This is a genomic window from Chryseobacterium sp. YR221 (assembly GCF_900176315.1).
GTDB lineage: Bacteria > Bacteroidota > Bacteroidia > Flavobacteriales > Weeksellaceae > Chryseobacterium > Chryseobacterium rhizosphaerae.
In genome coordinates, this window is record NZ_FWXM01000007.1 from 167,754 (window position 1) to 188,345 (window position 20,592).

At 38.1% G+C, this 20,592-nt stretch carries 24 protein-coding genes; 13 read left to right on the forward strand and 11 right to left on the reverse strand.

Features of this window, described 5'->3' with window-relative positions:
• Positions 1-110: 110 nt before the first annotated feature.
• Positions 111-1,679, reverse strand: a complete 1,569-nt coding sequence (locus tag B8967_RS19475; RefSeq protein ID WP_084087344.1) for a serine hydrolase — start codon at positions 1,677-1,679, stop codon at positions 111-113.
• A gap of 311 nt (positions 1,680-1,990) precedes the next feature.
• Here B8967_RS19475 and B8967_RS19480 point away from each other — a divergent pair, with 311 nt between their 5' ends.
• From B8967_RS19480 to B8967_RS19515, 8 genes are read left to right on the forward strand one after another with little or no spacing between them, the layout of a single operon-like run.
• Positions 1,991-2,740, forward strand: a complete 750-nt coding sequence (locus B8967_RS19480; protein ID WP_084087346.1) for a sulfite exporter TauE/SafE family protein — start codon at positions 1,991-1,993, stop codon at positions 2,738-2,740.
• Between the two features lie 13 nt (positions 2,741-2,753).
• Positions 2,754-2,996, forward strand: coding sequence for a MoaD/ThiS family protein (locus B8967_RS19485; protein ID WP_084087348.1), 243 nt, complete (start codon positions 2,754-2,756; stop codon positions 2,994-2,996).
• 5 nt (positions 2,997-3,001) lie between these two features.
• Positions 3,002-3,418: a molybdenum cofactor biosynthesis protein MoaE gene (locus tag B8967_RS19490; RefSeq protein WP_084087350.1), complete on the forward strand. Its 417-nt coding sequence runs from the start codon at positions 3,002-3,004 to the stop codon at positions 3,416-3,418.
• 47 nt (positions 3,419-3,465) lie between these two features.
• On the forward strand, positions 3,466-4,341 hold the full coding sequence (fdhD, locus tag B8967_RS19495) for a formate dehydrogenase accessory sulfurtransferase FdhD (RefSeq protein WP_084087352.1): 876 nt from the start codon (positions 3,466-3,468) through the stop codon (positions 4,339-4,341).
• The gene (locus B8967_RS19500; RefSeq protein ID WP_084087353.1) at positions 4,338-4,688 is read left to right on the forward strand and encodes a DUF7009 family protein; all 351 of its coding nucleotides are present in this window, start codon (positions 4,338-4,340) and stop codon (positions 4,686-4,688) included. The genes fdhD and B8967_RS19500 overlap by 4 nt, the downstream gene beginning before the upstream one ends.
• 19 nt (positions 4,689-4,707) lie before the next feature.
• A complete protein-coding gene (locus B8967_RS19505; RefSeq protein WP_084087355.1) occupies positions 4,708-7,101 on the forward strand; it encodes an FdhF/YdeP family oxidoreductase in 2,394 nt (797 codons plus the stop codon).
• A 13-nt stretch (positions 7,102-7,114) separates the two neighbouring features.
• Positions 7,115-7,627, forward strand: coding sequence for a molybdopterin-dependent oxidoreductase (locus B8967_RS19510; RefSeq protein WP_228406260.1), 513 nt, complete (start codon positions 7,115-7,117; stop codon positions 7,625-7,627).
• A 26-nt stretch (positions 7,628-7,653) separates the two neighbouring features.
• Positions 7,654-8,568 carry a bestrophin family protein gene (locus B8967_RS19515; protein WP_084087358.1) on the forward strand — a complete coding sequence of 305 codons (915 nt, stop codon included), beginning with the start codon at positions 7,654-7,656 and terminating at the stop codon, positions 8,566-8,568.
• A gap of 36 nt (positions 8,569-8,604) precedes the next feature.
• Here the strand turns inward: B8967_RS19515 and B8967_RS19520 are convergent, their stop codons facing one another.
• From B8967_RS19520 to moaA, 5 genes are read right to left on the reverse strand one after another with little or no spacing between them, the layout of a single operon-like run.
• Positions 8,605-9,645 carry a HesA/MoeB/ThiF family protein gene (locus B8967_RS19520; RefSeq protein WP_084087360.1) on the reverse strand — a complete coding sequence of 347 codons (1,041 nt, stop codon included), beginning with the start codon at positions 9,643-9,645 and terminating at the stop codon, positions 8,605-8,607.
• A 5-nt stretch (positions 9,646-9,650) separates the two neighbouring features.
• A complete protein-coding gene (locus B8967_RS19525) occupies positions 9,651-10,262 on the reverse strand; it encodes an NTP transferase domain-containing protein (protein WP_084087361.1) in 612 nt (203 codons plus the stop codon).
• Complete coding sequence (gene moaC / locus B8967_RS19530; protein WP_084087363.1) at positions 10,240-10,719, reverse strand: cyclic pyranopterin monophosphate synthase MoaC; 480 nt, start codon at positions 10,717-10,719, stop codon at positions 10,240-10,242. The genes B8967_RS19525 and moaC overlap by 23 nt, the downstream gene beginning before the upstream one ends.
• A 5-nt stretch (positions 10,720-10,724) precedes the next feature.
• Complete coding sequence (locus B8967_RS19535) at positions 10,725-11,969, reverse strand: molybdopterin molybdotransferase MoeA (protein WP_228406261.1); 1,245 nt, start codon at positions 11,967-11,969, stop codon at positions 10,725-10,727.
• On the reverse strand, positions 11,926-12,912 hold the full coding sequence (gene moaA, locus B8967_RS19540) for a GTP 3',8-cyclase MoaA (protein ID WP_084087367.1): 987 nt from the start codon (positions 12,910-12,912) through the stop codon (positions 11,926-11,928). Before moaA ends, B8967_RS19535 begins: the two co-directional genes overlap by 44 nt.
• Positions 12,913-13,113: 201 nt before the next feature.
• On the opposite strand from moaA, the gene B8967_RS19545 reads away from it, so the two are divergent.
• The gene (locus B8967_RS19545; protein WP_084087369.1) at positions 13,114-13,956 is read left to right on the forward strand and encodes a helix-turn-helix domain-containing protein; all 843 of its coding nucleotides are present in this window, start codon (positions 13,114-13,116) and stop codon (positions 13,954-13,956) included.
• Positions 13,957-13,967: 11 nt separating this feature from the next.
• On the opposite strand, the gene B8967_RS19550 is transcribed toward B8967_RS19545, so the two are convergent.
• The gene (locus tag B8967_RS19550; RefSeq protein ID WP_084087371.1) at positions 13,968-14,915 is read right to left on the reverse strand and encodes a beta-1,6-N-acetylglucosaminyltransferase; all 948 of its coding nucleotides are present in this window, start codon (positions 14,913-14,915) and stop codon (positions 13,968-13,970) included.
• 445 nt (positions 14,916-15,360) lie between these two features.
• On the opposite strand from B8967_RS19550, the gene B8967_RS19555 reads away from it, so the two are divergent.
• From B8967_RS19555 to B8967_RS19565, 3 genes are all read left to right on the forward strand, one after another.
• Complete coding sequence (locus B8967_RS19555) at positions 15,361-16,065, forward strand: DEAD/DEAH box helicase (protein ID WP_228406262.1); 705 nt, start codon at positions 15,361-15,363, stop codon at positions 16,063-16,065.
• Between the two features lie 76 nt (positions 16,066-16,141).
• Entirely contained in the window at positions 16,142-16,336 is a 195-nt protein-coding gene (locus B8967_RS19560; protein WP_047486471.1) for a cold-shock protein, read from the forward strand.
• Between the two features lie 255 nt (positions 16,337-16,591).
• Positions 16,592-17,134 (forward strand): MaoC family dehydratase, encoded by a 543-nt coding sequence (locus B8967_RS19565; RefSeq protein WP_228406263.1) that lies wholly within the window; start codon positions 16,592-16,594, stop codon positions 17,132-17,134.
• A gap of 68 nt (positions 17,135-17,202) precedes the next feature.
• Here B8967_RS19565 and B8967_RS19570 read toward each other — a convergent pair whose 3' ends face one another.
• From B8967_RS19570 to B8967_RS19585, 4 genes are all read right to left on the reverse strand, one after another.
• A complete protein-coding gene (locus B8967_RS19570) occupies positions 17,203-17,991 on the reverse strand; it encodes a hypothetical protein (RefSeq protein ID WP_084087374.1) in 789 nt (262 codons plus the stop codon).
• A 25-nt stretch (positions 17,992-18,016) separates the two neighbouring features.
• Positions 18,017-18,241 (reverse strand): hypothetical protein, encoded by a 225-nt coding sequence (locus B8967_RS19575; protein ID WP_047486468.1) that lies wholly within the window; start codon positions 18,239-18,241, stop codon positions 18,017-18,019.
• Positions 18,234-18,572, reverse strand: coding sequence for a cupin domain-containing protein (locus B8967_RS19580; protein WP_084087376.1), 339 nt, complete (start codon positions 18,570-18,572; stop codon positions 18,234-18,236). Before B8967_RS19580 ends, B8967_RS19575 begins: the two co-directional genes overlap by 8 nt.
• Before the next feature lie 142 nt (positions 18,573-18,714).
• Positions 18,715-18,933, reverse strand: coding sequence for a hypothetical protein (locus B8967_RS19585; protein ID WP_047486465.1), 219 nt, complete (start codon positions 18,931-18,933; stop codon positions 18,715-18,717).
• A 422-nt stretch (positions 18,934-19,355) separates the two neighbouring features.
• On the opposite strand from B8967_RS19585, the gene B8967_RS19590 reads away from it, so the two are divergent.
• Positions 19,356-20,453, forward strand: a complete 1,098-nt coding sequence (locus tag B8967_RS19590; RefSeq protein WP_084087378.1) for a calcium:cation antiporter — start codon at positions 19,356-19,358, stop codon at positions 20,451-20,453.
• The last annotated feature ends 139 nt before the right edge of the window (positions 20,454-20,592 follow it).

A 20,592-nucleotide genomic window follows, 5' to 3' on the forward strand; every position in this document is an offset into this window, starting at 1 on the left:
TTGCTAAACTCACCTTATTTTATATTTATCCTATTTTTGGGAGATAAGCCCTATTGCTTGATTACCGCTTTTTTTAGATTTGAATTATTATTTTATAAGCAGTATATCTGTTATTTTTTTACTTTTTCGAAATTCAGATCCTGAAAGTCGAAGCTAAAATCTATATTGGGAGAGATGCCCTTCATTTTTATATTTTGAGCTTTTCCTTCTTCATCTAAGTTAAACAGGGCCAATGCATCGCAGTTCATATCTTTATAATCCCATTTAATTGCAAAAGTATTGGCTTTATAAAAACTCATAGGTCCATTTAGTTTTGGTGACCGATAAGACTTGAACCACAATTGACTTCCTTTTAGGAAAATCTCAATTTTTCCAAACCATTTATCCTCATACAATCCGATTAAATCTTCGTTCTTTATTGTCGTATTTTTTGCTTTGCTTACGGTCTCCCAAACTTTTTTAGTAACCTCATCTCCGGATTTTTTTTGTGACTCAAAATAAGCAGCATACTTATCTACCCAACCGAAATCGTTGAGCCCTAAATAGCTGTCAATAATCGTTTGGCTCACAGAGGAGAAAACACCGGCGCCGCCATTTTCCGTATTGGTCAAAATAACAATGCCTAAATTTAAATCAGGGATCATGGTAACGATAGAAAGCATTCCGGGTAAGCCTCCCGTGTGTGAAACACTGAGATTCCCCTTCACATCTGATAAATTCCAGCCTAAACCATATCCATTGAAGTGTTGATTGTATCTTGGATTAGGATTTATTTGATCAACGGTATGGATCGTCCACATCTCATGTTGTCTTTCTTTAGTAAAAAGCTGTTTGTCTAAATGGGAACCATATTTACCATGGTTGAGCTGAACAAGCATCCATTTAGACATATCATCAACGTTGGAGACTATTCCTCCGGCAGCACCATTAACCATTGGTCCGTATAAAGATATTTTTTTTATAGTACCTGATTCTGAGGAATGTGGTGAAGCCATCATACTGAAATCCTTTACCTGGGCTATAGAGCTGAGAGAATTCTGCATTTGTAATGGTTCCAAAATACGCTTCTGGATAAAGGTTTCCCAGGTCATTCCACTTATTCTTGCAATAATTTCACCGGCCACCAAATACAATTGATTATCATAGTTAAACTGGGTTCGGAAACCTGAAACAGGTGTGAAATACTGGAAAGATTTTATCACGTCGTTGATAGTGAAGTCTGTACCATCCGGAAACATCATTAAATCACCTGCTCCTAAACCTAGTCCGCTACGGTGACATAACAGATCTTCTATGGTAAAATTTTCCGTCACATAGTCGTTATACATTTTAAATTCCGGAATGTATTTTTTGACATTATCATTCCAGGAGAGTTTTCCTTCATCTACTAAAATTGATAAAGCAGCAGTTGTAAATGCTTTACTGTTAGATGCAATTTCAAAGTTGGTATGCTCATCAATAAGCAGTTTTGTATCTATAGATTTTACCCCATAACCTTTTTTGTGAACTATTTTTCCATCCTTTACAATAGCTACAGCGACTCCTGCAACATTGAATTTTTCCATCGAGTTGGCAATCAGCGCATCGATTTCTTTAGAGGGTATTTGTCCGGGTAAATGACTACTTGCAAATACAGTAATAATGGTAATAATGAATAGAGACCATTTTATTTTTGTCATAGCTGTTTAATTTGATATCATGGTTTTATTGACCACTCAGCTTTACGGTTTAAAGCAAGTGGATATTAGCAGCGCTAAATCTATAGATTAAAAGCCTAACTTCAAAATGAAAAGCCAATTTTAAATAAGACATGGAAGTTCCAGAATTGGGAAAAAATAAAGGCATTAAAATGGGTGGATGCACCCGTATTTTTTTTAAATAAACAGTTTGTGATATTTTTTTCACAAATTACTGCATAGTCTTTGATCAGAAGCCATAAAACAAGGAGTAAAAATCAGTATTATTGTAAGATCAATAATTGATACACTTTATGGGACATTGGGAAATCATCTTGTTCTTTCTGGTGATAGCGTTTGTTTATTCATCAGTAGGATTTGGAGGAGGGTCAAGTTATCTTGCTGTTTTGGCAATGTATGGTCTTCCATATCAGGAGATACGCCTGATAGCTCTTATATGCAACGTGATTGTCGTTACGGGAGGAGTTTACATTTATATTAAAAATAAACAGACCGATTGGCGGAAAATACTGCCCATTACCCTTGTGAGTGTACCCATGGCCTATCTGGGTGCCATACTGAAGATCAGTCAGGAAACTTTTTTTCTGATCCTGGGGATCACCCTGATTATAGCAGCCATATTGTTATGGATAAAAACAGATGCAAAGAATAACGCTGAAATATCACAGGATTCACAGGCATCCGTCATTCGGAATGGCTTTTTGGGAGGCGGAATCGGGTTTCTTTCTGGTTTGGTAGGTATAGGAGGAGGAATCTTTCTTTCCCCACTGCTTAATCTGCTGAAGTGGGATACCCCAAGAAAAATTGCTGCCACCTCCAGTTTTTTTATATTGGTTAATTCCATATCAGGAATTTTCGGACAGCTCACAAAACTATCCGTAGATATGGACTTCTTTAGAATTCTGAGTTTATGTCTGGCCGTTTTTATCGGTGGACAGATAGGTTCCAGAATGTCTCTCAAATGGAACCCCTTAGTTATAAAAAGAGTGACAGCTGTGCTTGTTCTGGTAGCGGGAATAAATGTTTTAATAAAATACTGGTAAACCCCACTTAAAAATGAAACTTAATATATTGGCGTTCGGAATAGCAAAAGATATTTTTGGAACACCGGACATGGAAATAGAAACCACAGAAGACTTGAATGTCGGACAGCTAAAAGATATTCTGGAAGACCGTTTTCCACAGCTGAGAAAACTGAAATCTTATTTTATTGCTGTGGATGAAGAATATGCGGATGATGACCGCATCATAACAGGTACTAACGAAATAGCAGTGATCCCTCCCGTAAGCGGTGGATAAAAAGTATGATTGATATAAAAATAACCGACCAGGCACTGAATATAGCTGACTGTTTAGAGGTTGCCCATGATCTGGGCAGCGGAGGAACAGCCACTTTTATAGGAACCGTTCGTAACAGGACCAAAGAAAAGCCTGTTGTCCGCCTGGAGTTTGAATGTTATCAAACTATGGCGATTAAGGAAATGCAAAAGATAGCCGACGCAGCTGCTGCTCTGTTTTCCGTTCGCAATATAGTGGTTCACCATCGCATAGGGATACTATATCCCGGTGATGCGGCAGTGATCATTGTTGTCAATGACGGACATCGTGAGGCAGTTTTTGATGCCTGCCGGTATATCATTGATACCCTAAAACAAAAAGTTCCGATCTGGAAAAAAGAAATTTTTGAAGATGGAGATGAATGGGTTTCTGCACATCCGTAATGGTAAGGAATAAAATTTCGTATATTTACTATAATACTTCTTGTTAGATGAAAATCAATACTTTGAAATATAATTCAGTACAGAAGATAGAGATTATCAAAGTTAAGGATAACACAAGTTTTCCCTATACGGATGATATTTCAGTGGAAGAACCATTGGAAATCAGGATTTCATTCGGATCAGAATCCTACAGGGAGACGAAAAACCTATCCGTTACCATGAGAACTCCCGGAAATGACAGGGAATTGGCAGCCGGTTTTCTATATACGGAAGGGATTATTGAAGACCCAAAGCAGATCAGAAATGTACAGCATGCTCAGGAGGCATGTTCCAGAACCAGTGAAAATGTGATCATCGTTGAACTTGCAGAAGGATTTGTTCCACAGCTGATGAAAACTGACAGGAATTTCTATACCACCTCCAGTTGTGGAGTTTGTGGAAAAGGATCCATCGAATCAATACGCACCGTAAGTGCTTTCCATAAACTGGAAAAAGAAAAAATTATCCTCAATCTGGAAACCATCTATCAATTATCAGAGAAACTAAAATCTTTTCAGGATAACTTCAGTGCCACAGGGGGAATACATGCTTCAGGCATTTTTGATCTGGAAGGTAATCTTCTTGCCGTGCGGGAAGATGTAGGAAGGCATAATGCACTGGATAAATTGATAGGATATGCTGTGTTCACTGACCAGCTGCCATTGAAAAATAAAATTTTAGTGTTAAGTGGAAGGGCAAGTTTTGAACTGGTTCAGAAAGCGGCAATGGCAGGTATTCCGGTTATTGCAGCAATAGGAGCTCCCTCCAGTCTCGCAGTAGATCTGGCAAAAGAGTTTGATATCACTTTACTTGGGTTCCTTCGGGACAACAGATTTAATATCTATCACTCGGGGACTAATTTTGAAATTAAAAATTTGATATGAAAATAAGAATAAAAGATAATTCCGTGAGATTCCGAATTACCCAATCGGAGGTTACGGAATTGCACAAAAATGGAATAATCTCCAGCACCACACAATTTATAGACAACCCATTTATATATACTGTTGAAAAAACAGATGAACAACAGCTGTCAGCTGCATTTGTAGAGCATAGAATTGTAATGAAAATTCCAGGTTTTATGGTAGAAGAACTGGCTACTACAGATAGGGTGGGTTTCGACGGATTGAGCGGAAAAGTTCAGCTCCTGATAGAAAAAGACTTTGTATGCCTTGATAATACCATAGAGGATCAGAGTGATAATTATCCGAATCCAAATATGAAATGCTAACCCAAAAAAATAAAAGGCGATGGAAGAACATGATAACAATAAAATAGAAAAGGAAATTAAGAATGAGCCTCAGGCAGAAAATCCTTACAGATTACTTGATCTAAAACTTACACATGTTGAAAAATCAGCTGCCGGAATTCCTGCAGTATTAGCTGCTTTTAGTGATTTATTTGAAGAAAAAGCCCCTATTCGAGGGATGAGGGCTTTATTTAAAATGAATCAGATGGGTGGTTTTGACTGCCCCAGCTGCGCCTGGCCGGATCCGGATGATGAACGTTCGGTTCTTGGTGAATATTGTGAAAATGGGGCTAAGGCTCTCGCAGAAGAAGCGACAACCAAAAGAGTTACCCCGGAATTCTTTAAAGAAAATTCTGTATTTGATCTGGCAAAACTGGACGACTACGAGATCGGCAAGATGGGAAGACTTACGGATCCCATGTACTTGCCGGAAGGAGCTACTCATTACCAACCGATAAGCTGGGATGAGGCTTTTAAAAAAATAGCAGGACATCTCAATGCACTGGAATCTCCGGATGAAGCAGCCTTTTATACCTCCGGAAGAACGAGTAATGAAGCATCTTTTGTTTATCAGCTGTTTGCAAAGGAATTCGGAACCAATAATATGCCCGACTGCTCCAATATGTGCCATGAAACTTCGGGATCAGCACTGCGTCCTACCATTGGAATTGGTAAAGGTACAGTGACTTTGGAGGATTTTTACGAGGCCGAAGTCATTGTTATTATCGGACAGAATCCGGGAACCAATGCTCCCAGAATGATGAGTGCTCTTTCAAAAGGAAAAAAGAATGGAGCTAAGATTATAGCCATAAATCCATTGCCGGAAGCAGGTCTTATGGGCTTTACCAATCCACAGAGTGTTAAAGATATTCTTAATGGCGGAGTACAGCTGGCTGATCTCTATCTGCCCGTTAAGATCAACGGTGATATGGCTCTTTTAAAGGCGCTGGAACTTTTGTTGATCGAATTTGAAAAGGAAAATCCGGGCTCTGTGTTTGATGAAAATTTTATTACAGAAAAAACAGTAGGATATGAGGATTTTATCAGACAGTTTGATCATTATAAACTAGATGAGCTGGCTTCCCTTTCGGGAGTTTCGAAAGAATTAATCTATGAGGCTGCAGTAACAATAGCATCTAAAAAAAGAATTATTTTCAGCTGGGGAATGGGGCTTACCCAACAGCCCAATGGAGTGGATATGATCCGTGAAATTCTCAATATTCTTTTGCTAAAAGGGAGTATAGGCATACCTGGAGCTGGGGTCTGTCCTGTTCGGGGGCACAGTAATGTTCAGGGAAACAGGACCATGATGATTGACGAAAAACCTACAGATGAACAACTTGACCGTCTCGAAAAGTTTTATGGTTTCAAAATGCCACGCAAGCACGGCTATGATGTCGTAAGAGCAATTAAAGCCATACATGAAGAAAAAATAAAGGTCATGTTCTGCATGGGAGGAAACTTCCTTTCGGCAACACCTGATACCACTTATACAGCCCATGCCCTCAGAAAACTTAACCTTCTGGTCTCTGTTTCTACCAAACTTAACCGGGGACATCTGGTTCATGGAAAAGAAGCACTTATCCTGCCGACCTATGGCCGTAGTGATAAAGATATTGTGAATGGTAAACTACAGATCGTAACAACCGAAAACTCTATGGGGGTAGTTCAGGATTCAAAGGGAATACTGGATGCCGTATCCAATAATCTGATCAATGAAACTCAGATTGTCTGCCGTATGGCAATGGCTACTTTAGGAGAAAGATCTGTGGTCAGCTGGCAGCGTTATCATGACAGCTACGATGCCGTACGGGATGATATCGAGCAGTGTATCCCGGGTTTTGAAAATTATAATGTCCGTGTCCGCCAGAAAGGAGGCTTTTATCTTCCGAATGCTGCACGGGATAAACAGGAATTCTCGAAAGAACTGGGAGGGCGTGCCCCTTTTACCTTGACAGAAGTACCGGATAATACGCTTGCTGCAGATGAATATATGATGGCAACCACCAGAACTCATGACCAGTTCAATACAACAATCTATGGATTGGATGATCGCTACCGCGGGATTAAAAATGAGCGCAGGGTAATATTTATGAATCAGAATGATATTGATAAAGCAGGTTTTAAAGCCGGAGATCGGGTAGACCTTTACAATTATGATGACGGGATAGAGCGTGTAGCACCACTGTTTATCATTGTTTCTTATCAGATTCCGGAAAAAAATACCGTTACGTATTTTCCGGAAACGAATGTCCTGGTATCCGTCAATAATGTTGTCAAGGAAAGTAATATGCCCGCATCAAAATATGTGAAAATCAAAATTATGAAACATGACCCCGAAGTATACAAAAAAGTAGATCAGATGCTTTATCAGGGGGCTATTCAAAGACCGTAATAAAAAATAAACGATGAGTATAAATCAGAAATCTCTATATTTAGGCAAAATATGGATATTCGCCCTGTTTTTGATTGCGGGCATGGTATCTGCCCAGTCGCAATTTAAACTAAAAGTAAGCGGGGAGGTATCACAGCCGCTGGAGCTTTCCTTATCTGATCTTGTAAAAATGCCCAGAAAGGAAGCTAAATTAAAAGATAAAGAAGGAAATGTTCATGTGTATACAGGAGTTTCTGTTCTGGATATTCTTGCCAAAGCCGGGGTTCCTTCCGGTAAAGAATTACACGGTGAAAACCTTTCCAAATACCTGCTGGTACAATGTACCGACGGATATCAGGTTTTATTCTCTTTGGCAGAGCTGGATCCGTCGATTGCAGATAAAAATGTGATTGTAGCAGATACCATAGACGGTAACCCATTATTGAAGGAAAAAGGTCCGCTCCGTATTATTGCCGAAGGTGAAAAAAAACCGGCCCGGAGTTCTTATCAGGTAGAAGCCTTGATTGTGGGGCATATTAAAAAGTAATTGTAACAAATAATGACAAAGAAAATATGATTATTAGGAAAAAAGAGCACTGGTTTAAAATGCTTTTTGTTTGGCATGGATCTGTATTACCGGCTCTGTTGCCGCGTTTGTTGCTTCTTTTTGTATTTTCTTTGGGAGTGGTTTACTTTCGTGGAATTGTTTTTTCCTTTAAGATTCCGCTTAATCCCGCACCGCTTACTTTATTTGGTTTTGTACTTGCTCTTTTTTTGGGATTCCGTAATAACGTAAGCTATGAAAGGTTCTGGGAAGGACGCAAATTGTGGGGAGCTTTACTGAACACTTCACGGTCACTGACACGCCAGGTACTGACTCTTGGGAATACAAAAAATGATACATCAGTCACCGAATTTATCGACCTGCTCAGTTCTTTTGTTTTTGCCCTAAAACATCAACTCAGGGGAACAGATCCTTATGAAGATTTAAAGGACAGACTGGACGGAAAAAAACGGGAAACTGTACTTGCTTCGAAATATAAACCTGCAGTTATTATGAAATTAATGGCAGACTGGGTCCGGGAAGCAAAAGAGGGCGGTCGGATCGACTCTATTCAGCAGGCGCGTTTTGATGAGAATCTGGATAAACTTTCAGATATTGTAGGAGGTTGTGAACGGATTGTTTCCACGCCGATACCCTACAGTTACCGTGTTCTGCTTCATCGTACAGTGTATATCTATTGTTCTCTGCTGCCTTTTGGATTAGTAGATACTTTAGGCTGGTTTATGCCCCTGATCGTTGTATTCGTAGCGTATACATTTGTCGCATTTGAAGCCATAGCAGATGAAATTGAAGAACCTTTTGGTACAGAGGCTAATGATCTGGCATTGAATAGTATGTGCGAAATGATCAATGCTACCATTCATGAAATGGCCGGAGAAACCATTCCTGTGGTGCAGAAATCTTCACAGAATATTATCGATTAAATATTTTCGGACATTTTAAAACCCACCTCAAGGATTTTAGGGATACATTTTATAAATACCATCCTGTAAAGAAAACACCTCTTTTGCGGGAAAAGCCTTTTTAATTTTCCGGGCTGCTTCCTTGCTGCGTTTTCCGGACATGCAGTAGACTAATACCTGGTGGGAAAAACCGGAAATTTCATCAAAATGATTTTCTAATTCATCCAGAGGAATGTTCTTTCCGCCAATATTGAAATTCTGATGTTCATGATCATCACGTACATCGATAAGTTCAAAATGTTCTTGATTTTCTTTAAATTCTTCGAAGGTAAGTGTGGGAACAGTCTGGGGAAGATCTGTAATTTGAACAGAGGATTTTCTCAGCTTTATAATTTGTGTTTTTCCACTCATCATATTGATCATCCACAATTTGCCGGCTAATATATCTTCGGAACCTGTAAGATATTTAATAGCTTCATTGGCCTGCATGCAGCCAACGATTCCCGCCAGTGGAGGTGTTACGCCACCTTCCTGACAGTTAGGAATCTGAGATTCTTCAACATTGGGAAATACATCACGATAATGGGTGGAATAGCTTCCGTCTTTCTGTAAAACATTCCATAGGCTGACCTGGCCCTCATATTGATAAATTGCACCGTATACCAATGCTTTTCCTGCCAGTACACAGGCATCATTCAATATATATTTTGTTTCAAAATTATCTGTACCTTCAATAATCAGGTCAAATTCTGAAATCAGATCCATTACGTTTTCAGAAGTCACCCGAAGTCTGAACGGAATGATTTGTACAGATGGATTTTGTTGCTGTAACCGTTCTGCTGCCACATCCACTTTAAACAATCCGATATCATCCGGAGTATATAAAATCTGCCGGTGCAGATTGCTTAGAGAAACCGTATCATCGTCCGCAATACCTATTGTTCCTATACCGGAAGAGGTGAGGTATTGTGCACACGGACAGCCAAGACCTCCCATTCCTACGATGAGCACCCTGGCGTTTGTAAGAAGATGCTGTGCAGAGCTGCCAAATCCGGGTAAAGCCATCTGACACTGGTAGCGTTCTAGATTCCCTTCCATCTTTATTATTTTTGTCGGTTCAGTGCTCGTTCTGCTATTGCTGCTTCCTCAGGTGTGTTCACATTCATCAGAGCATCAGGATCATGAGGTTCTAAAATAAGTGTATCACTATTGATCAAAACCTTTCTGGGACAGGTATTTCCTATACCCAGGAAATTCAGGAGCAGCGGATAGCTCTTAGGCTCCCAGATGGTAATTAAAGGTTCCGGTAACCCATCAAAAGGGCTTTTATAGGTAGTGGCTGCTTTTTCAGGATTTCGTGAATGCAGTAAAAATTCCAACGATTTTTTATCCAGCAGGGGCAGATCACAGGCGACCACGAGCCATGCTTTATCCCGCTGGGAACGCAGTGCAGAAAGAATACCACCAAAAGGTCCCATGTTCAGAAAGGTGTCCGTTAATGGATGATACTGCCTGTCAAAATTTTCTAGCTGATCCTGGCGGCAGGAAATATAAACCTCATCACAAAATTCGGCCAGCAGATCTGCTGCAAAATAACGCTGTTCTTTTCCATGCCAGTTCATCAGATCTTTAGGAGTTCCCATTCTTTGGCTTTTTCCACCTGCCAGCACCAGGCCGTTGATGGATGGAATTTTATTCTGTTCTTTTGAAATCATTTTTTCCGCCTGTTTTTTCTATTAATTTAATTTCCTTGATAGTGATATTGTGACTTAGGGCCTTACACATGTCATAGATAGTCAGTGCAGCTACAGAAGCTCCTGTGAGGGCTTCCATTTCTATACCTGTTTTGGCTTCTACCTCTGCAGTACAGTATATTTCAATTTCATTGCGGTCGGTAAGTTCTATATCAACCTTACAGTTCTCAAGTCCTATCGGATGGCAGAGCGGAATGAGTTCGCCCGTTTTTTTAGCAGCCATAATTCCGGCAATGATTGCGGTTTGAAAGACTGAACCTTTTGGGGTATTGAAGCCTCCTTCACTAAGCTTTTGTAAAATATTCTCAGGAATTTCCACTATTGCTTTTGCAACGGCTTTACGGCGGGTTATTTGTTTTCTGCTGACGTCAACAATAGAAGGCTGCAGTTTTTTATTGAGATGTGAAAAATCAGTCATAATCTTTAAAAATTATATTTCCATATGGGATATACCTCTCCTTTTTTAAAATGATTCTGCTCCAAAGGCAGTTCTATAAAAGCATCAGTTTCGGCGAGGTGTGAAAAATCACCGGAGCCGTTTGTATGAACGGATTCAGCGGTAAGCTGTCCTGAGGAGTTAATATTGAGCTTTACCTGTGCAAAATACTGAAGCCCGAATGGGAAGTCAATATCATCCTGCAATACCGCAAATAAAGGTGAAGTTGGAGGTGTTTCCAACGATTTTTCCAGCCAGGGAATGAAATAGCGATGCAAACACATAAATACTGAAACAGGATTGCCGGGAAACGCAAAAACAAGTTTCTGATCTTTGCTTCCAAACCAAAAAGGCTTTCCGGGTCTCTGCTTTATTTTGTGAAAGCGTTTTTCTATTCCCAGTTCCCTGCATACTTCAGGTAAATAATCAAATTTCCCCATAGAAACGCCGCCGCTCAAAAGAAGTACATCATACTCCTCAATACAGCGGGCTAGTTCTTTTTTGATCTCTTCATAATGATCATTGACATGAAGGGTATCTGCCTGAATCCCATATTTTTTCAATACAGACTGTATGGAAACTCCATTGGAGCGTCTCAATTGAAATGGGGTAGGAACTGACTCTGCATTTACCATTTCATCTCCTGTAGAAATGATGGCAATCTTGGGAAGCTTTTTAACAAATAAAGTCGTTTTTCCAATAGAAGAAGCGATACCAATGATGGCAGGACTGATAATCTGGCCGGCTTTGACCAGTATTTCTCCCGCTTTTTTATCTTTTGCTTTAAGGTGTATGTTTTGCCCTTGTTTTATATCAATATTGATATGTGCTGTTCCATGATCAATTGAAATATCTTCGTAACGGATTACCGTATCTGCAGAATTGTCCAGTGCAGCACCCGTCATAATTTCAATACAATCCTCTGCCGAATGGATAGAAACAGAAGGTTCTCCGGCAGATTGTACCGCTTTAATTTTAAATGAACGGATTCCTTTTTCGTAGGCATGATAGCTGATGGCAATTCCATCCACAGTGGGCCTATCAAAAGGAGGGAGATCCCGGTCTGCTTTGAGATCTTCTGCCAGGACTCTTCCTAATGCTGAGTCGTAATGAATGAATTCCTTTCCAAAATCCTGTGCCTGGGAAAGGATGATATTTTCTGCCTGTTGTACGGTAATCATTTCCATCTTATCCTCCGATTGTTGCCATAGACTGATGGATCTGTGCAGCATTCAAACCTGATTGTTGAGCTTCCCATCCGTCTTTGGGTTTGTGATGTATAGTATTGATGATTGTATTTTTTAGTTCCTCATTCGTTTTTCCAGCACGTATTTCGTCTTTTAAATTAACCCCGCCACTTTCATACAAACAGCTTCTGAGCATACCCGTTGGGGTGATACGTATTCTGTTGCAGTCTCCACAAAATGAACGGGTATATGCTGCAATGATTCCAACTTCACCCATAAAGCCCGGAATCTTATAATTATAGGATGTGGAGCTTTTAGGATCTGCTAGTTTTTGAATATCAGGAAAATGCTCCCTGATATGCTGGTAGATCTTTGAGTGATTCCAGTTCAAAAGGATGTCTTTATCATTCCCGTTAAATGGCATTTCTTCAATAAAACGGACATCTACGGGAAGGGATTTTGTAAGCATAACCAAAGGAATGATATCTTCAATATTTTGATTTTCCATCACTACGGTATTGATTTTTACCTTGATATCATGTTCGATAAGGCTTTCCAATGTTTTGATGACTTTATGATAGCCCTTTCTGCGGGTAATTTTGAAAAAACGTTCTTCATCCAGGGTATCCAGACTAAGATTGACTGATTTTATTCCAAACTCCCTGAGCTGTGGAATGTACGGTTCGGTCAGAAGGCCGTTAGTGGTTAGGCTAAGGTCGCTAAGACCTTCCAAACGCGATATTTTTTCGATGAGATCAATACTGTTTTTTCTCACAAAAGGCTCTCCTCCGGTGATGCGGATTTTATTGATTCCGAGTTCTGTAAAAACAGAACATATCCTGAGCATTTCTTCATCCGTCATCAATTCTTCCTGTTTAATCCATGAAAGCCCATTTTCCGGCATACAGTAGGTACAGCGTAGATTACACCGGTCCACAACAGCCAGTCTGAGGTAATTAATTGTTCTTCCAAATTTATCTTTCAGCATGGGGATAGAAATGTCTTATGACAAATATACTGATTGTTTTCCATGAAGCGGACTGATTCTGAGTTTAGGAGTAAACAACAATACTTTTATCACTGTTTCTGATAGTTTTGTCTGCTTCAGGCATTTAATTCTAAAGAATTTATGCTTTGATGAAAAAATATGATAGAGTATTTTATAATTTAGCTGGTATAATAATGAGCAATGGAAAAGGAAAGGATTTCAAACCAATTACCCCATGAAAGCACCCCAAAAGTCGATGTAATTTATCAGGATGAAATAAGTTCTTCCGAGCTCAATAATTTTCCGGAAAACTCCTTTACCATTGTTATTTTAGATGAATGCCGGGATGGTGAATGCATTACAGATATCAATACCTATGATCTGAATTCCAGACAATTGTTTATACACCTTCCTCAAAAAGAATATATCTGGAAATTGCCTGCTGATGTATCGGGCAGAAGGCTGATTGTTCAGGATTCTATTCTTGAAACATTCTCTCCTACCTTAAAGCATACCTTTTCACTGCATAGCAAATATGAAATGATAGAACCGAATGATGAAGCGTATGATAAACTGAGTGCAGAATTCAGTGCTATCCGGAAGGAGATTTATTCTGAGGTAATATTTCCGGAACTTATCAATGCCAGGGTCAGGCTTTTAGCGCTCATGATCAATTTATGGGTAGAAGAAATATATGGTAAATCTGTTCTGAATCACCATGACAATCTTGCCTTCAGGTTTCATTCATTGGTTCAGAAGTATTATAAAACACAGAAAAATGTGTCTTTCTATGCACAGGAGCTATGTATCACGCCTAATTATCTTGGGGTTATCAGCCGGAAACAATATAAAATTTCACCCCTTGAATTTATCAGGGAAAGAGTCTTATTAGAAGCAAAGAAATTATTGCACAGCTCCGGAAAATCGATCAAAGAGATTGCTTATGAACTTGGATTTCGAAATCTCTCCCATTTCTCTTACTTTTTCAGATCACAAACAGGAATGACACCGAAGAACTATCGGACGGCTATGAGCAGAAGCTGATGCGTTAGAAATCAGTTATTTTGATAACCATCCCTTTTTAATTCTTTTTCAATTTCATCAATTTCCGGTAAAGGAAGAAGAAAAGAGTTTTCAATATAAGTCAGGAGGTTTTCATCAGTTTTATTATTTATTTTTCTGATGAAAAGCTGGTTACTGGATTCCAGCTTTTTAATATAAGTCAGGATGTCCTGGTTGTTTTTGAAAATAGATTTCTCAAATACGGCTCTCTTATCATCATTAACAATAATATCATTGAATGTTGTGTTCATAAGAACGGTCTGAAAAAATGATTCAGCAGGTAAGAAGGTATAAAGATAGTAATCCTCAAAGTCCATTACCCTTTTATTGTTAGTAAGGAATATGCAGGTTTCTCTTGTAAACATAAACCATTTTCCACCAATATAAGGAGTGACCCCTTTCATAAATTCTCTTTTATAAATGAATGAAGAGATGACGTAGGCCAGTTCTGTAAAATGATTCTGTATTCTCTGCAGGGTATCCGGTCTGTAAAACTTTTGATCATAATAAAAGAGATAATTTCGGCCTTTATTGGCTGTCAGAAACTTACGTATGATTTTTTGAGATTTAAGCGGATAATCTTCACCGCTTAGGTTAATGAAATAATCCCATTCCCGGTTGACATTCAGGAGAAACTCCATAGCATTGAGTTCGGCCTGAATCATGCTGAAACCTCCTGATACAATATTCATGCTATCTAAAATATAGACGTTGGGAAACTGAACGGCATACTGCTGGATCTCTTCTGTGAACCTTGGAGTAGATTTCCGGTCAATATGAATAAGATAAAACTGATCCCGGGTATAAATCTTCTGAAACATGGCCTTAAATACTTCAGGCTTGTGATGTACCATAATAAAATAAGCAATTCTTACGTGCGGTGCAGCTTGTAATGGTAAAGTTTTTCGTTGGGGATCTGTTATGGGAGAGGGGGTTTGCATATTTCGGAAGATTAAAATCATCCGCGCCTGCAAACAATTCATTTGATGTGCATAAATTACGAATATATTTTTGATAATCAACTAATTAAATATGATTTTGTTTGTTTTCTTTATTGTAGGTTTGCAGAACGTTTATAAAACAGGTCACTGCCTTTGCTACTCTGTAATAGTTTAAAATCACAATTTTTTCTGTCAGTTTTGCTTTTTCAGCTACCATTTATAGTCTTCATTCAATTGCGGAAAATAGAGATTATAAAAGTCCTATTGTAAATAGGAGCGATACGTTATTGCAGGTTAATCAGTACTATTTAATAATATTGGTACAGCCTGAGCAAGCAAAATGATAAGCTGAAAAAGAGTATTCCTTATTTGTTTATCCTAATATATCAACACAAATTCTGATAAACAGATTTGCTTACAAACTGCCGGAAATCCGGAATTTATAATGAATTTTAAAAATTTAAACTTAATCAATCCCATTATCCGCGCTGCTACAGAAGCTGGCTACTCAAAGCCTACTGAAATACAGTATACTGCCATTCCACAGATTTTAGCAGGGAGGGACATTATAGGATGTGCAGAAACGAGTGCCGAAAAAACGGCTACCTTTGCTATGCCCATTCTGCAGTTACTAAAAAAGTATACCCCTGAACATAAAGAAATACGGGCTTTAATACTTACCCCGACCCGCGAACTGGCATTAGAGATAGAAGAAAATTTTGGGGTATACAGCAAGTATTTACCATTATCCCAACTTTCTATTTATGGCGGTGTTTTAGCCGGAAGCCAACTCGCAGCACTCAGAAAAAGAGTGGATATTCTGGTTGCTACACCCGGAAGGCTTTTGGATTTAGTGAATCAAAGACATATTGATCTCTCTAAAATTGAGATTCTTGTGTTGGATGAAACAGACAGAATGCTTGACATGGGGTTGGTCAGTGATTTAAAAAAGATTCTGAAGCTGGTTTCTCCGAAGAAGCAGACCCTGTTCTTTTCGGCAACCCTACCGCTAAACGTACGGAAATTTGCGGAAACCATCCTGAATAACCCTGTAGAAGTTACAGGAAACGCTACATATCCGCTATCACAAACTATGGATCCTTCAGTTTTCTTTCTAGAGAAAGAGAGTAAAAAAAAAATGATTTGCTGATGGATCACCACTATTTTATAAATAAATCTGTAGAGTTTACAGATCAAAATACATACAATTTTTAATAATAATTACAATGCAAGAAGGCACCGTAAAATTTTTCAATGAAGCAAAAGGCTTCGGGTTTATTTCTCCAGCAGACGGGAGTAAAGACATATTCGTACATTCTTCAGGATTAAACACAAAAATGATCCGTGAAAATGATAAAGTAGTTTTTGAAGTACAAAAAAGTGATAAAGGTTTAAACGCTGTTAATGTAAAATTAGCATAATTAAATCCTGTTTGCAGATGTGAAAATTCTGTGCTGCATACCAGCAGTCTGATTTTTTACAGATGCAAAATCCATTCACTTTTAGTATCTGGAATATTGTTTGAAAGAACGTTAATGTAAGTTACATTATGTTCATTAACCTCTTACTTCATGTAAGAGGTTTTTTAAAGATTTGATGGAATGAGAATAAGTAGATTTAATATGGTCGTCACAAATTCGGACTGATATTTGAATACTTAATGTATATACATTGGTTTGAAACAAAGTTATTATACCAATGGAAATAAAAAATGCAAATGCTCACCCAATAGACAGACCTCATCGGGTCAACAGAAGAATATGGTTACGATCAACAGTTATAATGAATATAAGGCGTATGAAGGTCAGATGATTGGAGTTTCCGGCTGGCATACGATAGACCAGGACCAGATCGACAAATTTGCAGAGGCCACCTTAGATTATCAATGGATTCATGTTGATAAAGAAAAGGCAGAAAATGAAGGCCCTTTTAAATCGACCATCGCTCATGGCTACCTAACTTTATCCTTGATTCCCTATCTCTGGAAGCAAATTGCCTATGTGAGAAATGTAACCATGGAAATCAATTACGGGATTGAGAATTTTAGATTTGGACAGGCAGTTCCGGTCAACAGCGACGTTCAGTTGCAAGCTACGGTAAAATCAGTAACCAATCTTAAAGGAACTGTAAAAGTATTGGTTGAAGCTAAGTTATTAATCAGAGACCAGCGAAAACCGGCCTATACAGGTGATGTTATTTTCCTTTACCACTTTTCCTGATAGATTTCTTATTTTTCTTAGAGTACAGCAGTAGCAATCCGAAATTACGGATGATTCCATGATGGAAGCTATCTCTCATCCTTTCCATTGATCCATCTTTTAAGCATGACCCGCTCGGAGGGGGATTGATGTACACCACCTGAAAGCAGGTTTAATAAAGTGTCCCAAAGATTATTTTTTCCATTCAGTTCATTGTTATAGTTTGTTAATGCCTTTAAATACTCTTGCTGGTAATCTGTAGCCTCTTTTAAAGTATAGTTTTTAGGAATATTTTTAATAATATCCAGTGTGATTGTATTGAGAATTTTAGGGGTAAATTTTTCAACAAAGTCTGATTCAAGTCTACATATGTTGATAAGAGGAACGATTAAAGAAAAGATTTTGTCATAAAAATTACATACGGTTGTTTTCCAGGATAACCTTTCTTCTTCCGGCAAAATTTGAATGCCAAGCTGTACCATTTTTTCATGATTTTCAGTTAAGTCTTCAATATAGATTTTGTTTTGTTGCCAGAACAGAGGGGAATTAAATTTATTTTTTTGGGTAATATTCTCTTTTACATATTCAAACTGAAACCTGATATAGCCTAAACTATCACTTATATAGGCTAAAATAGATTGCCACATATTATGCTTGCTTAAGGCACAGTGAGTACTGAATACTAGCCTGGATTTGTTATTCAGATGCTGTAATTCTTCTAACATCCGAAGAATTTCAGTGATATCATTACTTAGGGTATTATTAATATTTCTGATATAAAATAAAGCAACAAACTGAGAATAGTACGTTCTGTCTGAAAGGTTCTTTTTATTTCTTAGACCCAACTTATTTTTTGGATGCCTGAATAATTTTTTCATGAGAATCCTATTTGGAAATTATACATTAATGTCTTATTGTACCAATGCTTTTTTCAAAGGATTTTTGTTGCATTATTAATGATACGAGGTATTGCCTCAAATCTGAAATGCTGATATTTTTTTCTGTAAAAGAAAAAAATAGAGGGGTCTCATCTAAAAGCTCATACAGTTCTGGAAATTTTTTCTGAATTTCCACAGTAGTTTTAAAGATCTCTTTTGTTAAGCTGGATCTCTTATCTATTTTATTCATAGCCGCTTTTTATTATTGTTAGAATCATTTTAAAGCGTTTATTTCCTTTGATAGCATTCGATTGATGAGCGGGAATGGTAATGCATTCGCCTTCTTCCAAAAAATAAGGATTTCCGTCAATTATTATTTCTGCTTTCCCTTCAATAATCTGTATAAAAGTATCAAAAGGGGAGGTCTTTTCCGGCAGCCCTTCTCCGTCATCAAATGATATAGCACTGATATTGCCGGTTATTTTTTCTATTATTGTTCTGCTGAGTACAGAACTGGAAAGGTAGCCTACAATCTGGCTGGTCGCATGTATTTTTGATTTCTCAAGTTCTTTATGATTCATCACGGTTAGTTTTGAAAGTAAAATGTATGGTGTACTGTACATAAAAAGGGATAGAACCTCCTAACTTTCTATCCCCCTTTTAATCAAAACTCTCTGAAAGATATAACTCTATGCATAGGTTTTAATTGCTATTTGGAAAGAATTATGAAAGATTTAGTTCTTTTAAAATATTCATAACCTCTTCACGATTTTTTCTCAATCTGTTACCAATTCTTTCAAGCATTTCCTTTTCCTTCCCTTTTTCAAGCTTTAAATCATGGTCTGTTAATGTAGAGAATTTTTCTTTCAGCTGTTTAGACTGTGCAATCCAGTCTCCCGGAGTTTTAGAAAATTCGTTGTCTTTGTTGTGGTTTGTGTCCATAATGTGGATTTTGGTATAACATCATTGTTACTATACAAAGTTGGTTTTTTTGTAATTCATTGTATTGTAGATTGTTGTTTTAATGTTGCATATATCACACATATTGCAATGCTTCTATTTTGTTTTCCATAATTGAGGAAAAAATTACCTGTTATGAGAGGAAAGTCCTGTGGCTTTTTAGAATTGCATTGATACGGGTATTGTCTTAATAAATGCTTGATAATTTGTATCTTAGTGCAATATTACGTTGAATTGCCAATTTAAGTTCTGGCTATTACTTTTTTATATCATTTAATTTTCAATTGGGCATCTCACACATTTCAAATCTATAATCCCCAAGCCCTTTTCAAAAAGAAGATATAACCCTGCTGAGTCTCTCCAAAGGAGGGGTCAACCATTAAAAAAAATTAGTACTGTTTTTTATGAAGAAAAAAAAATATTTATGGATGTGGACATTTTTGGTTCCCATTTTAGCCTGGCTCTTTTATTTTGGAAGTGCTGTTTTTTCCTCTGGTTATTATTCTATACTCCTTACCTTATTTCTTATGGGAAGTGTCCTCGCGGCAGTGTACCATTCTGAAGTCATTGCCCATCGTCTGGGTGAACCTTTTGGAACTTTACTTTTGGCATTTGCCATTACGGTAATAGAAGTCGGGTTGATTATTTCCATAATGCTGGGAGCCAAAGGGCTGGAGACCATCACCCTTGCCCGGGATACGGTTTTTGCAGCCGTGATGATTATCCTGAACGGCATTATCGGGAGCTGTATTGTGATAGGCTCATTAAGATACAGAGAACAAAGTTTTACTCTGCAGGGGGTAAGTACAGCATTGATCACTCTTACTGCCGTAATTATTTTTGTTCTTATCTTGCCAAATTATACGGTAAGTCATCTTGGTGGCGAATATACCTCCTTTCAGTTACTTTTTATAGCCTTGATTTGTTTGGGGTTATATCTGGGGTTTACCATGATTCAGACGATGAGACACCGGAATTTTTTTATTTCCCCACAAAATAAGCTGCAGGAAAACATATCAGCAAAAGATCATCAGGAAAAATCTTCCAAAAAAGAGCTGTATATCAGTGGGGTACTGCTGCTCTTAAGCTTGGGAGTGGTCGTTTTCCTGGCAAAGCTTCTTTCAAAAGATGTTGAAAATATAGTGGTTTCAGCGGGAGCTCCCAGATCTCTGGTAGGAATCATCATTGCCGGTATAGTTCTTCTTCCTGAGGGTCTCGCTGCATTGAGAGCTGCAAAAAGTGACGAGATCCAAACCTCACTAAACCTGGCTTTCGGGTCTGCTTTAGCAAGTATTGGGTTAAGTATTCCAGCCATTGCCATTATATCTGTCATAACCGGTATAAGAATGACATTAGGCATAGACATTAAATCAACGATACTTTTGGGACTATCTCTTTTTATTATTACCGTTTCACTGGCAACAGGCAGAACCAATATTATGCAGGGAGTGGTGCTTATTGCTATATTTTTAATTTACCTTTTCATTACAGTAGTACCTTAATAAGCATCTGTATTGGGTTTATTTTAATTCCCGTTTCTCTTTTATTAATTTTGAAGGACGTGTTTTGCTGGATTTCGTTTCTTTTGACATTGTCCCTGTTTTTGAGTATATGTAAATTTCAATCATTAAAGAAGGAAAG

Coding starts and splice junctions, on each gene's coding strand:
- B8967_RS19555 (WP_228406262.1), top strand. CDS start 15,361: ATGAATTTTAAAAATTTAAACTTAATCAATCCCATTATCCGCGCTGCT.
- B8967_RS19550 (WP_084087371.1), bottom strand. CDS start 14,915: ATGCAAACCCCCTCTCCCATAACAGATCCCCAACGAAAAACTTTACCA.
- B8967_RS19570 (WP_084087374.1), bottom strand. CDS start 17,991: ATGAAAAAATTATTCAGGCATCCAAAAAATAAGTTGGGTCTAAGAAAT.
- B8967_RS19585 (WP_047486465.1), bottom strand. CDS start 18,933: ATGGACACAAACCACAACAAAGACAACGAATTTTCTAAAACTCCGGGA.
- moaC (WP_084087363.1), bottom strand. CDS start 10,719: ATGACTGATTTTTCACATCTCAATAAAAAACTGCAGCCTTCTATTGTT.
- fdhD (WP_084087352.1), top strand. CDS start 3,466: ATGAAAATCAATACTTTGAAATATAATTCAGTACAGAAGATAGAGATT.
- B8967_RS19560 (WP_047486471.1), top strand. CDS start 16,142: ATGCAAGAAGGCACCGTAAAATTTTTCAATGAAGCAAAAGGCTTCGGG.
- moaA (WP_084087367.1), bottom strand. CDS start 12,912: ATGCTGAAAGATAAATTTGGAAGAACAATTAATTACCTCAGACTGGCT.
- B8967_RS19580 (WP_084087376.1), bottom strand. CDS start 18,572: ATGAATCATAAAGAACTTGAGAAATCAAAAATACATGCGACCAGCCAG.
- B8967_RS19575 (WP_047486468.1), bottom strand. CDS start 18,241: ATGAATAAAATAGATAAGAGATCCAGCTTAACAAAAGAGATCTTTAAA.
- B8967_RS19510 (WP_228406260.1), top strand. CDS start 7,115: ATGAGTATAAATCAGAAATCTCTATATTTAGGCAAAATATGGATATTC.
- B8967_RS19545 (WP_084087369.1), top strand. CDS start 13,114: ATGGAAAAGGAAAGGATTTCAAACCAATTACCCCATGAAAGCACCCCA.
- B8967_RS19525 (WP_084087361.1), bottom strand. CDS start 10,262: ATGATTTCAAAAGAACAGAATAAAATTCCATCCATCAACGGCCTGGTG.
- B8967_RS19590 (WP_084087378.1), top strand. CDS start 19,356: ATGAAGAAAAAAAAATATTTATGGATGTGGACATTTTTGGTTCCCATT.
- B8967_RS19475 (WP_084087344.1), bottom strand. CDS start 1,679: ATGACAAAAATAAAATGGTCTCTATTCATTATTACCATTATTACTGTA.
- B8967_RS19490 (WP_084087350.1), top strand. CDS start 3,002: ATGATTGATATAAAAATAACCGACCAGGCACTGAATATAGCTGACTGT.
- B8967_RS19515 (WP_084087358.1), top strand. CDS start 7,654: ATGATTATTAGGAAAAAAGAGCACTGGTTTAAAATGCTTTTTGTTTGG.
- B8967_RS19505 (WP_084087355.1), top strand. CDS start 4,708: ATGGAAGAACATGATAACAATAAAATAGAAAAGGAAATTAAGAATGAG.
- B8967_RS19500 (WP_084087353.1), top strand. CDS start 4,338: ATGAAAATAAGAATAAAAGATAATTCCGTGAGATTCCGAATTACCCAA.
- B8967_RS19535 (WP_228406261.1), bottom strand. CDS start 11,969: ATGCTGCACAGATCCATCAGTCTATGGCAACAATCGGAGGATAAGATG.
- B8967_RS19480 (WP_084087346.1), top strand. CDS start 1,991: ATGGGACATTGGGAAATCATCTTGTTCTTTCTGGTGATAGCGTTTGTT.
- B8967_RS19485 (WP_084087348.1), top strand. CDS start 2,754: ATGAAACTTAATATATTGGCGTTCGGAATAGCAAAAGATATTTTTGGA.
- B8967_RS19520 (WP_084087360.1), bottom strand. CDS start 9,645: ATGGAAGGGAATCTAGAACGCTACCAGTGTCAGATGGCTTTACCCGGA.